Genomic DNA, 13,898 nt, shown 5'->3' with positions numbered 1-13,898 from the left:
GCTGTGAGTGGTCAGGTGTGATGCGAGGTGGTGGATCGTTTGCGGACCCCGGGGGGTGGCCGACCGCGCGGGTCTGGACGCCCGGGTGCCGGGCGTTCCACGGAGAGGCGGCGCCGTCCGGGCGGCGCCCGCCCGATCGGGCCGTGAGATCGGGCCGCCCGGTCAGCCCGTCCTGCCGAGGACGCCGCCTGCCAGGCTCATCACGACGGGCGCGACGCCGACCAGCAGGAAGGCCGGGAGGAAACAGACGCCGAGCGGCGCGGTGGCGTGCACCGCCGCCCGCCGGGCCCGGCCGAGCGCCGAACGGGCGTACCCCGCCCGGTAGTCGGCCGCCAGCCGGGACATCTCCGCGACGGGCGCACTGCCCGTGGTGGAGGCGCGGGCGAGGCAGCGCCCCATCTCACGGGCGGCGGGCAGGCGGCCGAACCGCCGCCAGCAGTCCGCGGGATCGGCGCCGAGTCGCAGCTCGGCCCTGACCCGTATCAGCGCGTCCCCGATCGGGCCGGCCAAGGACCGGCCGACAGCGCCCGCCGCTTCCCCGGGCGACGCGCCCGCGGCAAGACAGGCGGCCATCAGGTCGGCGCAGAGCGGGAGTTCCGCCGGATCGGGTGCGGGCGATCCCGTCCCGTCCGCCCCGGGGCCCTCAGTGGCCTTCTGCCGCCCCCGGAGTGCCTTCCTGACCCCGAGGACCGTCAAGGCGCCCACCAGGCCGCCCAGCACCCCGCCGATCAACGTCGCGGCCCCCAGCCCGGCCGCCACCGGCGGTCCCCAGTCCCGCAGCCGGGTGCCCGAGCCGGCCGGCGGGCGCCACCGCGGCCGACGCCGGTGCCGGGCCCTCAGGGCGTCGCGCAGCCGCCGCGCCGCCGCCTTCTCCCGTCTTGCCCCGATCAGGGCGCTGCCGATGGCGGCCGCCGCGGCCAGCGCGGCAAGCACTGTCCCCAGGCTGTGGACACGCGCGCCGTTCACGACCGCTCCCCCGTCCGCCCGGCCGAGTCCGCCGCTTCCTGCGTGCCAGCGCCGCCCGCACTCCGCTTCCGACCGGCGGACCCGGCGCTCCCCTTCCGATGCCGGTCGATGGCACCGGCGCCGATACCGGCACCGCCCTCCGCGGCACGGATGATCCGCGCGGTCCACGCGAGTCCCGCCCACTCCAGGCAGCCGCCCGCCACCAGGCAGAGCAGCCCCGCCGGCGTGTGCAGCAGCACCTTCGAGGGGTCGGCGCCCAGGCCCGCGCCGAGCACGACGCCGAACAACGGCAGCAGCGCGAGCAGCACCGCGGTCGATCTGGGTCCGGCCAGTTGGGCCCGCAGGTCGTCGCGTTGGTCGGCGTCCGCCCGCAGCGCCGCGGCGACCCGGTCGAGCGCCGCGGCCAGTCCCGCGCCGCCGTCCACCGCGACCTGCCAGCAGGCGGCGACCGCGGCGAGCCCGTGCGTCCCCGCGCCGAGCCGGGCCGCCTCCCGCAGGGCGTGCGGCACGTCGCCGCCGAAGCGCGCCGCCGACAGCACCGTCCGCGCCGCGTCGGCGAGGTCCGGTGAAGCGGGCCAACCGGCGGCCTCGACGGCGTCGGCCAGCGCCACATGCGGTGGCCGGCCGGCGCGCAAGTCCCCCGCCACCGTGCCGCACAGCGTGCTCACCGCGTCCGCTCCCCGCTCGGCCGCGGCCCGTTCACGGCGTCTGCGCAGCGCTCGCCCCACCAGCGGCACGGCCGCCGCTCCCGCGACCAGCGGCAGTGGTGAGGCCGTCAGCAGCGCGAGCGCGCCGCCCACCGGCAGGCACAGGGCCTCCGGGCCGAGCCTGCCGCGCACCGCCCCGGTGAGCCGCCCCGCCATGAGCCTTCGGGCCGTCCATGCGGTGACCGTGTTCCACGCCGCCAGGGCCGACTTCGCCGTCTCCAACAGCCGGTCCAGCGATGGCGGATGCGAGCGCCCCGGCGCCGTGGTCGTCCCGGCCGTACCGGCCCGCTCGGGGGCGGTACCGAGCAGGAGGTCGCGTGCGCGGCGGCGCGGGTCGGTGCGGGTGCGGGCCGCGAGAACCGCGAGCACCGCGCACAGGACCGCGGTCCAGGTGAGGGACGGCTGGTGGATGACTACGGCGCTCATGACACGCCCACAGAACAGAGCGCGGCGAGCCGCTGCCAGCCGGGGCCGCGCTCATGGTGGCCACGGGCGTCGCGCAGCAACGCGGGCCGGGTGACGACCAGTCCGTCCGCGCTGCGTTCGAGGACATGGATCTCGGCGACCCTGCGCACCCCCGAGGCGTCGCGGACGAGGTGGATCACGACCGCGAGCGCGGCGGCCAACTGGCTGTGCAGGGCGGCCCGGTCGAGCCCGGCGGTGGAGCCGAGCGCTTCGAGACGCGCGGGCACATCGGCCGCGGCATTGGCGTGGACCGTGCCGCAACCACCTTCGTGTCCCGTGTTCAACGCGCTCAGCAAATCCGTCACTTCAGCCCCACGGACCTCACCGACCACCAGCCGGTCGGGCCGCATGCGCAGCGCCTGCCGGACCAGGTCCCGCAGGGTGACGTGTCCCGCGCCCTCCTGGTTGGCGGGGCGGGTCTCCAGCCTGACCACATGCGGGTGGTCGGGGCGCAACTCCGCGGAGTCCTCGGCCAGGACGATGCGCGCGGCGGGGTCGACCAGGCCGAGCAGGCAGCTCAGCAGCGTGGTCTTCCCGGTCCCCGTGCCGCCGCTGATCATGAACGACAGGCGGGCGTCGAGGATCGCGCGCAGCAGCCGGGCGGTCTCGGTGTCGAGAGTGCCGGCCGCGACGAGTTCGGCGAGGGTGAAGGCCCGCGAGCGCACCACGCGCAGCGACAGGCAGGGCGAGCCGACCACGACCGGCGGCAGGACGGCGTGCAGCCGCGTGCCGTCGGGCAGCCGTGCGTCGACCCAGGGATGGGCGTCGTCCAAGCGCCGCCCGGCCGTGGTCGCGAGCCGCTGGGCGAGCCTGCGGACGGCGGTGGCGTCCGCGAACCGGATCTCCGGGCACCGTTGAAGGCCGCTGCCCCGGTCGGTCCACACCTCGTCCGGCGCGTTGACGAGGATGTCGGTGACGTCCGGGTCGGCGAGCAGTGGTTCCAACGGTCCCGCGCCGACCAGTTCCGAGCGCAGCACGGCGACCACATCGAGGACTTCGCTGTCGCCGAGCAGTCGGCCGCGGGCGCGCAGCGCCGCCGCCACGCGCGCGGGAGTGGGTTCGCCGCCGTGTTCCGCCAGGTGCAGCCGTACCGCGTCGAGGAGTTCGGGGCTCATACCGTCACGCTCCCGCCGCTCGGCAGGGCCTGGGTGAGGAAGGCGGAGCAGAAGCGGGCGAGCGGTCCGCGGGCGGCCGAGCCCGGTGGTCCGCCTCCGGAGAGCGCGTCCGACAGGCCCGGCTCCGGCGGGAGTTGGCCCGCGAGCGGCAGTCCCACCAGACGGGCGACCTCCTCGTCCGCGAGGCCCGACGCGAAGGGGCCGCGGGCGACGACGCGCAGGTCTTTGAGGACCATGCTCACCGCGGCGGCGACACGGGCGGCCGCGGCGACCGCCCGCAACTCGGCCGGTACGACGAGGAGTCCGATGTCGATCTGGGCGAGCGTCTCGGCGACGGCCTCGTCCACCCGGCGCGGCAGATCGACCACGACGACCCCACCGCGCCGCCGGGCGGCGCCCAGCACGGACCGCATCGCCTGCGGCGGGATGAGCACCGAATCGCCGCGGTCCCAGCTCAGGACGCTCAACGCCTCGAGTCGCGGCAACGACTCTTCCAGCGCACCGCTGTTGACGCGCCCGCGCGAGTCCGCGAGGTCGGGCCAACGCAGTCCGCCGACGCGCTCGGCGCCGAGCAGGATGTCGAGGCCGCCGCCGAGCGGATCGCCGTCGATGAGCATGGTGCGCCGGCCGTCGCCTGCCGCGGTGACCGCGAGCGCGCAGGCCAGCGTGCTGGCGCCGGCGCCGCCCCGGCCGCCCACCACCCCTACGGTCAGGGCCGGTTCACCCGCGCCCTCCGCGATGTCGGCGATCCGGTCGACCAGCCAGGACTCCGCGTCGGGCAGGAAGAGCACATGGTCCGCGCCGACGGCGACGGCTCTGCGCCACACGCCGTGGTCGTGCAGATCGCGCCCGACGACAAGCACGCCCTTGCGGCGCGGCGCGTCGCGGATCCGCTCGGTCGCTTCGGCTCCGACCAGGACCAGCGGCGCGCTGTCCCAACTCGACGCGCGCGGAGGCGCGGTGAAGACCACTTCCGGTTCCGTACCTGCCGCGGCGCACAGTCGCAGCAGGTCGTCGAGGAGCGTTTCGTCCTCGGTGACAATCAACGGCCCGCCCGGTCCTTCGATGGCGGTCGGCCGCTGGTCGGGTGTCGTGGATCCAGCCATTTCTCTGTCCCCCGTCGCTTGTGGCGCGAGCACGTGTGTGCATCGCCTGCGATCAGGTTGGCGCAGGAAGGGGAATTGAGATGATCTTGGTCAGAATCTGTGGACAACTAGGTGATTGTGGATAACTCCACCACTCTCACGGGTGAGTTCGTCGTCACCGCCTCACGATTACGGTCCGTCACTTGTCGTATGCGTGAGAGCCGATACGAACGCGAGGGAGATCGTCATGAACACACGGGAGCAGGGGCGCGGCAAGGACCGGGAAAAGGCATCCGGACATGCGACGACCCCCGCCGGGGGGGAGAGCGGGGGTCGTCCCCACGGTCCGACTCGGGGGGGGAGGAGCCAGACCGGGTTAGCACGGTCGCGAACGATCCGTGACTTCCATGGTGTACCCGAAGCCCTTCTCAGGCAAACCCACACGCCCGAGCTTACGCCGAATGGTGGTTGCCTATGCTCGTCACGTGGAAAACCACCTGCCACCGCGCACCGCGGCGTTCTTCGATCTCGACAAGACCGTGATCGCCAAGTCGAGCACGCTCGCCTTCGGCCGCTCCTTCTACCAGGGCGGTCTCATCAACAGACGCGCGGTATTGCGTACCGCATATGCCCAGTTCGTGTACCTGGTCGGCGGTGCGGATCACGACCAGATGGAAGGCATGCGCAAATACCTCTCCGAGCTGTGCCGGGGCTGGAATGTCCAGCAGGTGCGGGAGATCGTGGCGGAGACCCTGCATGACCTGATCGACCCGATCATCTACGACGAGGCGGCCTCGCTGATCGAGGAGCATCACGCAGCGGGCCGCGATGTGGTGATCGTCAGCGCCTCGGGCTCCGAGGTCGTGGAGCCGATCGGCGAGATGCTGGGTGCGGACCATGTCGTAGCCACACGGATGGTCGTACGGGAGGGCGCGTACAACGGGGAGATCGAGCACTACGTCTACGGTCCCGCAAAAGCGGACGCCATCGCCGAGCTGGCGAAGTCGGAGGGATACGACCTGGAGCGGTCCTTCGCCTACAGCGATTCGGTGACCGACATCCCGATGCTGGAGTCGGTCGGGCATCCGTACGCGGTCAACCCGGACCGGGCGCTGCGCAAGGAAGCGGTGTCGCGCGACTGGCCGGTTCTGACCTTCAGCCGGCCGGTGCGGCTGAATCAGCGGATCCCGTCGCTGTCGATGCCGCCGCGGCCGGTTCTGGTCGCCGCGGCGGTGGGCGCCGCGGCGGCGACGGCGGGACTGGTGTGGTTCGCGGCCCGCCGCCGACCTGTCTTTATGTCCTGATTCGACCCAAAAGTAAAGAAGTCGCGTGAGGGGTTCCACTGCGCCCCCGGCGGGAGTACAAAGGGTGTAGCGGCCCGCGAGACCACGGAGTTCCGAGAGGAAGACCGCAGTTCACAGCACCAGGCCCCACGGACCGAGCATGAAAGTCGGGCACCCACGCGCAGCCGACCCGCTTACCGGGCCAGCCACACCAGGTGACGGGCGAAGATCCCGGCCTGATGGGCAAATATCGTGCACGCATTGGTAACTTGACGGACATGCCAGCGGCGGCACCCCAGGGTGCCGCCGCATCTCTTTTAGGCCACCGCCGTCGACCGGCGGCCTGCCGTCAGGCCGCGCCGCGCTGCAGCGCCTCGCACACGGCGACACTCTCGCGGACACCGAGCTCCAGGGCGCGACCGCAGTGGCCGATCCATTCGGCCATGCCTTCCGGGGTGCCGGAGGCGTAGCCCTCCAGGGCCTTGAGATAGCCGGCCCGGCCCAGTTCCGCGTGGCCGACCTCGGCCGGGCAGATCGACTTGGGGTCGAGGCCGCTGCCGACCAGCACGATCCGCTCGGCGGCCCGCGCGACCGGGCCGTTGAAGGAGCCGAAGGGGCGCAGACACAGCAGTTCGCCGTGCACCACGGCGGCGACGACCAGCGCCGGGGCCGCGCTGCCCGCCCGCAGCAGACCCGTGAGACCGTCCAGCCGGGCGGCGACCTCGGCGGGCTCGGGCAGCGGGATCTCGGCGATGCCGACCAACGGCTCGTCCACCTTCTCCCCTGCCACGCGCGGACGGCCCACGGTCGGCTCGTCGGCCGCGCCGCCCGCCGCCACGAGGTGCAGCCGGGCGAGCGCCTGCACCGGTGACTGCCGCCAGACACTGAGCAGTTGACCGGACTCGGCCGTCAGCCGCAGGGCGGCCCCGACCGTACGGGCGTCGTCGTCGGCCGAGAAGTCGCTGCGCCGGCGGATCTCCTCCAGGGGCCAGTCGGCGCCGGCCAGTGCCGCGGAACCGCGGGCACCCCGCAGCGCCGCCTCCGACGCGACCTCGTTGGACCGGCGCCGCATCACCCGGTGCCCGTAGACCTTGTCCACGGCCTGCCGTACGGAGTCCACCGATTCGGGCACCCCGGGCAGCGCGCCGAGGACCGCCAGCGGGTCCGTCTGCCCGGTGGCGGGAGAGGGATCAGCGTTCTTAGCCATGCGTCCGACCCTAGTCACCCCCCACCGTGCGGAACGCCCACGAAAGAGTGGCCTTCCCCACGTCAAACACTCACGAAGGGTATTCACACCACTACGCTTGGCGAATATGAAGATCGCTTTCGTCGGGAAGGGCGGCAGCGGCAAGACCACGCTGTCCTCCCTCTTCATCCGCCATCTCGCCGCCTCGCGCGTCCCGGTCGTCGCGATCGACGCGGACATCAACCAGCACCTCGGTCCGGCGCTCGGGCTGGCGGAGGACGACGCCGCCGCGCTGCCCGCGCTGGGGGCGCACCTGCCGATGATCAAGGAATATCTGCGCGGCGCCAACCCGCGGATCGGCTCCGCCGAGACGATGATCAAGACCACGCCGCCCGGCAGCGGCTCCCGGCTGCTGCGGCTGACCGAGGACAATCCGGTGTACGCGGCCTGCGCCCGTACCATCCGCCTCGACGTACCGGAGCCGGCGGCAGGCTCGGTGGCGGGATCTGCGGTGCAGACGGCGGCGGGGCCGGTGGACGGCGGCGACCGCGTACGGCTGATGGTCACCGGCCCGTTCAACGAGTCCGACCTCGGGGTCGCCTGCTACCACTCGAAGGTCGGCGCGGTCGAGCTGTGCCTGAATCACCTGGTGGACGGCCGCGAGGAGTATCTGGTCGTCGACATGACGGCAGGCAGCGACTCCTTCGCCTCCGGGATGTTCACCCGTTTCGACATGACGTTCCTCGTGGCCGAGCCGACCCGCAAGGGCGTTGCCGTCTACCGGCAGTACAAGGAGTACGCCCGCGACTTCGGTGTCGAGCTCGCCGTGATCGGCAACAAGGTGCAGGGCGAGGACGACGTGGCGTTCCTGCGCGCCGAGGTCGGCGACGACCTGCTGGTGACCGTCGGCCACTCCGACTGGGTGCGTGCGATGGAGAAGGGGCGGCCGCCGCGGTTCGCCGCGCTGGAGGAGGGCAACCGCCGGGCGCTCAGGACACTGCACGAGCGGGCCGACGCCGCGTACGAGCGCCGCGACTGGGCCCGCTACACCCGGCAGATGGTGCACTTCCACCTGAAGAACGCCGAGAGCTGGGGGAACGAGAAGACGGGCGCCGACCTGGCGGCCCAGGTCGACCCCGACTTCGTGCTCGGTGAGGGGCAGTTGGCGGAATCCGCCGTCGCCACGGCCTGAACTACCCCGCGACCGGCCTGATCCGCGCGGCTGCCGGGGCCGCGTCCGTCCCCGCCGCGGAGCTGCCCGTGGCGGGGCCGCCCAGGAAGGCGCTCCAGCCGTTCTTCGGCGTCTGGCCGACGTCGAGCGTGCGCAGCTTCGCCAGCACCGCCGGGTCCTGCGCGTCCATCCAGTCGGCGGCCTGCTTGAAGCTGACGCAGCGCACGCCTTCCTTGCCGCAGACCTCCTTGATGGTGTCCTCGACGGCCTTCATGTAGACGCCGCCGTTCCAGGACTCGAAGTGGTCGCCGACGAAGAGCGGGGCGCGGTTGCCGCGGTAGGCCCGGTCGAAGGCGGCGATGAGGCCGTCGTGCATCTGCTTGCCCCAGGCGGCGTGCTTGGCGGGGTCGCCGTGGACGGTGCCGGACTGGTTGGCGAGGAAGTTGTAGTCCATGGAGAGCGTCTCGAAGGCGCGTCCGGGGACGGGGATGTCCTGGAGCGGGAAGTCCCAGACGCCGTCGATCTTCGACGGCCAGGTCTGCCGCCCGCCGATCGAGCTGGCGTCGTAGCGGAAGCCCGCGGCCTTGGCGGCCGGGATGAGATTGTGCTGGCCCTCCAGGCAGGGGGCGCGCCCGCCGACGAGTTCCTTGGCGTAGTCGAAGGGCAGCGGATCGAGGTCGGTGAGACCGGAGTTGGTCTTCCAGCGCTGCACGAAGCCCTCGGCCTGCCGGATCTCGCTGGCCCACTCCTGGCTGGTCCAGGTGCCGACGCCGCCGTTGGGGCCGCAGAAGTGACCGTTGAAGTGGGTGCCGATCTCGTTGCCGTCCTGCCAGGCCAGCCGCAGTTCGCGCAGGGTGTCGGTGATGCCCTGCCGGTCGTTGAAGCCGATGTCCGAGGCGCCGCGCGGGTGCCGGGGCGGCGCGTAGACGTCCTTGTGGTCGCCGGGCAGCAGATAGACGCCGCTGAGGAAGTACGTCATCGCCGCGTGGTAGCGCTCGCCGACCGCGCGGAAGTGCGAGAAGAGCTTCTGGCTGTCCTCGCCGGCCCCGTCCCAGGAGAAGACGACCAGCTGGGGCGGTCGCTCGCCCGGCGCGAGTCGGGTGAAGACGGGCTGGCGCGGCTGCGGTCCGGTGTCGGCGGTCGAGCCGTCGCCGATCGGGCGGACGGTGTGCGGCGCCTGCGGAGCGGCGGCCCCGGTCCGGCCGGCGGTGCCGGAACCGGCGGCGGAGCGCGGTCCAGGGCCCGGTGCGGCCTCGGGTCCTGACGCGGCGGAGCACGCGACCGCGCCCGCGGCCAGCGCGGCTACGGCGAGTAGCGCCGGAGCCTTGCGCAGCGAGTACATGAGTACCTCACATCACATAAGGGGGATTTGACCAAAAAGTGACATGCGTCCCGACTGCGGCCGCCGCGACCTGGCCGTTCATCTGCCAATTCACTCGATAGCCGTAAATAACACCTCGATCAGACCTCTCGACTTCACTCTCCGCAGTCGGGATATTACTCTCCATTTACTGACCCTTGAACATAGCGAGCGATAACGCTCCGCTACCGCGTCCCGCCGCCCACCGAAGGAGACGGGAAAATGCAGAGATTCCACCGGTCCGATCTGTCCGCCTCGATCACGGTCTTCCTGATCGCCGTCCCACTGTCGCTCGGTCTCGCCCTCGCGACCGGCGCACCCCTCCAGTCCGGCCTCGTCGCCGCTGTCGTCGGCGGCATCGTCGCCGGTTCGCTCGGCGGCGCCCCTCTCCAGGTCAGCGGCGCCGCGACCAGCCTGGTCGTGGTCACCGCCGACCTCGTCCACCGCTACGGCTGGCGCGCCACCTGCGCCGTCACCGTGCTCGCCGGGCTCGCGCAGCTGCTGCTCGGTGTGCTGCGGGTGGCCAGAGCGGCGCTCGCCGTCAGTCCCGCCATCGTGCACGGCATGCTCGCGGGCATCGGCACGGTCATCGCCGTCGGCCAGCTCCATGTGGTGCTCGGCGGCAGTCCGCAGAGTTCCACGATCGCCAATGTCACCGCGCTGCCGGGCCAGTTGGCGGTCACGGACCCGACGACGCCCGCGATCGGCGCGATCACGGTGGCCGTGCTGCTCGGCTGGCGGCGGCTGAGAGGCCGGGCCGGACGGCTGCTGGGGGTGATCCCGGCGCCGCTGGCCGCGGTCGTCCTGGCGACCGCCGTGAGCGCGGGGCTGTCGCTGCCGCGGGTCGACCTGCCCGCGTGGACCGCCCCCGTCCTGCCCGCCATGCCCACGGGTCCGGTGCTCGGAATCGTCGCCGCCGTCCTCACCGTCACCCTGGTGGCGAGCATGGAATCGCTGCTGTCCGCGGTCGCCATCGACACCCTCCAGGCGCGGCGCCCGGGACCGCACGCGCCACCGGCCCGGCTCGACCGCGAACTGCTCGGCCAGGGCACCGCGAACGTCGTGTCGGGACTGCTCGGCGGCCTGCCGGTGGCCGGCGGCGCGATCCGCGGCTCGGCCAACGTCGAGGCGGGCGCCGTCACCCGCCGCGCCACCGTCCTGCACGGCGTCTGGGTCCTGCTGTGCGCGGGACTCGCGGCCTGGGCGCTCGAACTGATCCCGCTGGCCGCGCTGGCCGCCCTGGTGATGCTGGTCGGGGTGCGGATGGTGAGCTTCGCGCACATCAGGCATGTGCGGCGGCACCGCGAATTCCCGGTGTACGCGGCCACGCTCGGCGCGGTGGTGCTGTTCGGGGTGCTCCAGGGCGTGGTCGTGGGTGTCGTGGTCGCCCTCTTCCTCGCGCTGCGCCGCCTCACCCACACCCGGGTCACCGTGACGGAGGAGCCGGAGTGCCACCGGGTGCGGGTCACCGGCCAGTTGACGTTCCTCGCGGTGCCGCGGCTGACCCGGGCGTTCGCCCAGGTCCCCGACGGGGGCAACGCGGTGGTGGAGCTGGACGGCTCCTTCATGGACCACGCGGCCTACGAGGCGCTCAACGCCTGGTGCGTGCGGCACCGTTCGCGCGGCGGCCACGCCACGCTCGGCGACGCCGCCGGACGGACCGTCAGCGAACCGGTGAGCGCGCACGCCTGCCGCCCGTGGACACCGTGGCGCAACCACCACTGCACCCGTCCCGCCGTCGCGCCCGCCACCGGCGGCGGTCGGGGCCCGAGCCGGAGTCACGGTCACGATCACGGCCAACTGCTCGGCGGCGTCAGCGCCTTCCAGCGCAACACGGCGCCGCTGGTCCGCGAGGAGCTGGCGCGGCTGGCCCACGAGGGACAGTCGCCCGGCCAGCTCTTCCTGACCTGCGCGGACTCCCGGCTGGTGACCAGCATGATCACCTCCAGCGGACCCGGCGACCTCTTCACCGTGCGCAATGTCGGCAATCTGATGCCGCCACCGGGCTCGGACTCCTCCTGCGACTCGGTGGCCGCGGCCGTCGAGTACGCGGTGGAGGTGCTCCAGGTCTCCAACATCACGGTGTGCGGGCACTCCGGCTGCGGCGCGATGCAGGCGCTGCTCTCCGACCACGAGCCGGGCGCCCAGACGCCGCTGGCCCGCTGGTTGCGGCACGGCCGGCCGAGCCTGGCGCGGCTGGGCCGGATCGGCAGGCTGGACCGCGGCGAAGCGGCGCTGGCGGACCGGCCGGTCGCCGACGATCTGGAACGGCTGAGCCTGGTCAATGTGATGCAGCAGCTCGACCACCTGATGGCACACCCCTGTGTCGCCCGCCGGGTCGGCGAGGGCACCCTCCACCTGCACGGGATGTACTTCCACGTGGGCGAGGCGCAGGCGTACATCCTGGACCGTACGACGAGCGTCTTCAGCGCCGTACGGCCGGACACAGCACCGGAAACCACCCTGGAGGCCGCAAAGGTCTAAACCATTTTTGCCGGTAGCTATTGTCAGGGTGGCCCAGGACTGGTGAGGTAGTGCTGGGACATCTGGGACACCCTGACAAGGAGCTGGCGTGAGCAGCAACGAGAGCCTGGCCAACCTGCTGAAGGAGGAGCGGCGGTTCGCTCCCCCGGCCGAACTGGCCGCTACCGCCAATGTCACGGCGGCCGCGTACGAGCAGGCGGCGGCCGACCGGCTGGGGTTCTGGGCCGAGCAGGCCCGCCGCCTCAGCTGGGCCACCGAACCCACCCAGACGCTGGACTGGTCGAACCCGCCGTTCGCCAAGTGGTTCGCCGACGGCGAGCTGAACGTGGCATACAACTGCGTCGACCGGCACGTCGAGGCCGGCAATGGCGACCGCGTCGCGCTGCACTTCGAGGGCGAGCCCGGCGACAGCCGCAGCATCACCTACGCCGAGCTGAAGGACGAGGTCTCCCGGGCCGCCAACGCGCTGACCGAGCTGGGTGTCGAGAAGGGCGACCGGGTCGCGGTCTACCTGCCGATGATCCCCGAGGCCGTCGTCGCGATGCTCGCCTGCGCCCGGATCGGCGCCGCGCACTCGGTGGTCTTCGGCGGCTTCTCCGCCGACGCCGTCGCCTCCCGGATCGCCGACGCCGACGCCAAGCTCGTCATCACCGCGGACGGCGGTTACCGGCGCGGCAAGCCGTCCGCGCTCAAGCCGGCGATCGACGACGCCGTCTCCCGCTCCCCGCAGGTCCGCAACGTCCTGGTGGTGCGCCGCACCGGCCAGGACGTGGAGTGGACCGAGGGCCGCGACCTGTGGTGGCACGAGGTCACCGGCCGGCAGTCGACCGAGCACACCCCGCAGGCGTTCGAGGCCGAACACCCGCTGTTCATCCTCTACACCTCGGGCACCACCGGTAAGCCCAAGGGCATCCTGCACACCTCCGGCGGCTACCTCACCCAGGCCAGCTACACCCACCACGCCGTCTTCGACCTCAAGCCGGAGACCGACGTCTACTGGTGCACCGCCGACATCGGCTGGGTCACCGGCCACTCGTACATCGTCTACGGCCCGCTCTCCAACGGCGCGACGCAGGTGATCTACGAAGGGACCCCGGACACCCCGCACCAGGGCCGGTTCTGGGAGATCGTGCAGAAGTACGGCGTCACGATCCTCTACACCGCGCCCACCGCGATCCGCACCTTCATGAAGTGGGGCGACGACATCCCGGCGAAGTTCGACCTGTCCAGCCTGCGGGTGCTGGGCAGCGTCGGCGAGCCGATCAACCCCGAGGCGTGGGTCTGGTACCGCGAGCACATCGGCGGCGGCAGCACCCCGATCGTGGACACCTGGTGGCAGACCGAGACCGGCGCGATGATGATCTCGCCGCTGCCGGGCGTCACCGAGACCAAGCCCGGATCCGCGCAGCGCGCGCTGCCCGGCATCGTGGCCACCGTGGTGGACGACGAGGCCCACGAGGTGCCCGACGGCTCCGGCGGCTACCTGGTACTCACCGAGCCGTGGCCGTCGATGCTCCGCACCATCTGGGGCGACGACCAGCGCTACATCGACACCTACTGGTCCCGCTTCCCCGGCCGCTACTTCGCCGGTGACGGCGCCAAGAAGGACGACGACGGCGACATCTGGCTGCTCGGCCGGGTCGACGACGTCATGCTCGTCTCGGGCCACAACATCTCCACCACCGAGGTCGAGTCGGCGCTGGTCTCGCACCCGAAGGTCGCCGAGTCCGCGGTGGTCGGCGCCACCGACGCCACCACCGGCCAGGCCATCGTCGCCTTCGTCATCCTGCGCGGCACCGCCGAGGACAGCGAGGAGCTGACCGCCGCGCTGCGCGACCACGTCGGCAAGACGCTCGGCCCGATCGCCAAGCCCAAGCGGATCCTCGTGGTCAACGAGCTGCCCAAGACCCGCTCCGGCAAGATCATGCGCCGCCTGCTGCGCGACGTCGCCGAGAACCGCGAGCTGGGTGACGTGACCACGCTCACCGACTCCACGGTGATGGACCTCATCCAGAGCAAGCTCCCGAGCGCCCCCAGCGAGGACTGAGCGGCCGCCGGACGCGGCCACCGGACGCA

At 72.4% G+C, this 13,898-nt stretch carries 10 protein-coding genes; 4 read left to right on the top strand and 6 right to left on the bottom strand.

Features of this window, described 5'->3' with window-relative positions; translation table 11 throughout:
• Nucleotides 1-162: 162 nt before the first annotated feature.
• From BM076_RS30940 to ssd, 4 genes are read right to left on the bottom strand one after another with little or no spacing between them, the layout of a single operon-like run.
• Nucleotides 163-966 carry a type II secretion system F family protein gene (locus BM076_RS30940; protein WP_093717053.1) on the bottom strand — a complete coding sequence of 268 codons (804 nt, stop codon included), beginning with the start codon at nucleotides 964-966 and terminating at the stop codon, nucleotides 163-165.
• Nucleotides 963-2,099 (bottom strand): type II secretion system F family protein, encoded by a 1,137-nt coding sequence (locus BM076_RS30935; protein ID WP_093717052.1) that lies wholly within the window; start codon nucleotides 2,097-2,099, stop codon nucleotides 963-965. Before BM076_RS30935 ends, BM076_RS30940 begins: the two co-directional genes overlap by 4 nt.
• The gene (locus BM076_RS30930) at nucleotides 2,096-3,253 is read right to left on the bottom strand and encodes a TadA family conjugal transfer-associated ATPase (RefSeq protein WP_093717051.1); all 1,158 of its coding nucleotides are present in this window, start codon (nucleotides 3,251-3,253) and stop codon (nucleotides 2,096-2,098) included. Before BM076_RS30930 ends, BM076_RS30935 begins: the two co-directional genes overlap by 4 nt.
• Entirely contained in the window at nucleotides 3,250-4,359 is a 1,110-nt protein-coding gene (gene ssd / locus BM076_RS30925; protein ID WP_093717050.1) for a septum site-determining protein Ssd, read from the bottom strand. Before ssd ends, BM076_RS30930 begins: the two co-directional genes overlap by 4 nt.
• A gap of 440 nt (nucleotides 4,360-4,799) precedes the next feature.
• Between ssd and BM076_RS30920 the strand changes: the two genes are divergently transcribed.
• Nucleotides 4,800-5,642, top strand: coding sequence for an HAD family hydrolase (locus BM076_RS30920; RefSeq protein WP_093717049.1), 843 nt, complete (start codon nucleotides 4,800-4,802; stop codon nucleotides 5,640-5,642).
• Between the two features lie 328 nt (nucleotides 5,643-5,970).
• On the opposite strand, the gene BM076_RS30915 is transcribed toward BM076_RS30920, so the two are convergent.
• On the bottom strand, nucleotides 5,971-6,828 hold the full coding sequence (locus tag BM076_RS30915; RefSeq protein WP_093717048.1) for a Fic family protein: 858 nt from the start codon (nucleotides 6,826-6,828) through the stop codon (nucleotides 5,971-5,973).
• Between the two features lie 106 nt (nucleotides 6,829-6,934).
• On the opposite strand from BM076_RS30915, the gene BM076_RS30910 reads away from it, so the two are divergent.
• Nucleotides 6,935-7,999: an ATP-binding protein gene (locus BM076_RS30910; RefSeq protein ID WP_093717047.1), complete on the top strand. Its 1,065-nt coding sequence runs from the start codon at nucleotides 6,935-6,937 to the stop codon at nucleotides 7,997-7,999.
• Between the two features lies 1 nt (nucleotide 8,000).
• Here the strand turns inward: BM076_RS30910 and BM076_RS30905 are convergent, their stop codons facing one another.
• Nucleotides 8,001-9,320, bottom strand: coding sequence for a polysaccharide deacetylase family protein (locus BM076_RS30905; RefSeq protein WP_093717046.1), 1,320 nt, complete (start codon nucleotides 9,318-9,320; stop codon nucleotides 8,001-8,003).
• 240 nt (nucleotides 9,321-9,560) lie between these two features.
• Between BM076_RS30905 and BM076_RS30900 the strand changes: the two genes are divergently transcribed.
• Together BM076_RS30900 and acs are read left to right on the top strand one after the other, a co-directional pair.
• Nucleotides 9,561-11,822 (top strand): bifunctional SulP family inorganic anion transporter/carbonic anhydrase, encoded by a 2,262-nt coding sequence (locus tag BM076_RS30900; RefSeq protein WP_093717045.1) that lies wholly within the window; start codon nucleotides 9,561-9,563, stop codon nucleotides 11,820-11,822.
• An 88-nt stretch (nucleotides 11,823-11,910) separates the two neighbouring features.
• Entirely contained in the window at nucleotides 11,911-13,869 is a 1,959-nt protein-coding gene (acs, locus tag BM076_RS30895; protein WP_093717044.1) for an acetate--CoA ligase, read from the top strand.
• Nucleotides 13,870-13,898 lie beyond the last annotated feature (29 nt).

Source organism: Actinacidiphila alni, assembly GCF_900112845.1.
Classification (GTDB): domain Bacteria; phylum Actinomycetota; class Actinomycetes; order Streptomycetales; family Streptomycetaceae; genus Actinacidiphila; species Actinacidiphila alni.
Note: the sequence above shows the minus strand (reverse complement) of the source record. Positions and strands in the feature narration are given on the sequence as shown.

Excerpts from the sequence above, each read along its gene's own strand:
- BM076_RS30935 (WP_093717052.1), bottom strand. The coding sequence starts at position 2,099 with ATGAGCGCCGTAGTCATCCACCAGCCGTCCCTCACCTGGACCGCGGTC.
- BM076_RS30920 (WP_093717049.1), top strand. The coding sequence starts at position 4,800 with ATGGTGGTTGCCTATGCTCGTCACGTGGAAAACCACCTGCCACCGCGC.
- BM076_RS30900 (WP_093717045.1), top strand. The coding sequence starts at position 9,561 with ATGCAGAGATTCCACCGGTCCGATCTGTCCGCCTCGATCACGGTCTTC.
- BM076_RS30930 (WP_093717051.1), bottom strand. The coding sequence starts at position 3,253 with ATGAGCCCCGAACTCCTCGACGCGGTACGGCTGCACCTGGCGGAACAC.
- BM076_RS30910 (WP_093717047.1), top strand. The coding sequence starts at position 6,935 with ATGAAGATCGCTTTCGTCGGGAAGGGCGGCAGCGGCAAGACCACGCTG.
- BM076_RS30915 (WP_093717048.1), bottom strand. The coding sequence starts at position 6,828 with ATGGCTAAGAACGCTGATCCCTCTCCCGCCACCGGGCAGACGGACCCG.
- BM076_RS30905 (WP_093717046.1), bottom strand. The coding sequence starts at position 9,320 with ATGTACTCGCTGCGCAAGGCTCCGGCGCTACTCGCCGTAGCCGCGCTG.
- ssd (WP_093717050.1), bottom strand. The coding sequence starts at position 4,359 with ATGGCTGGATCCACGACACCCGACCAGCGGCCGACCGCCATCGAAGGA.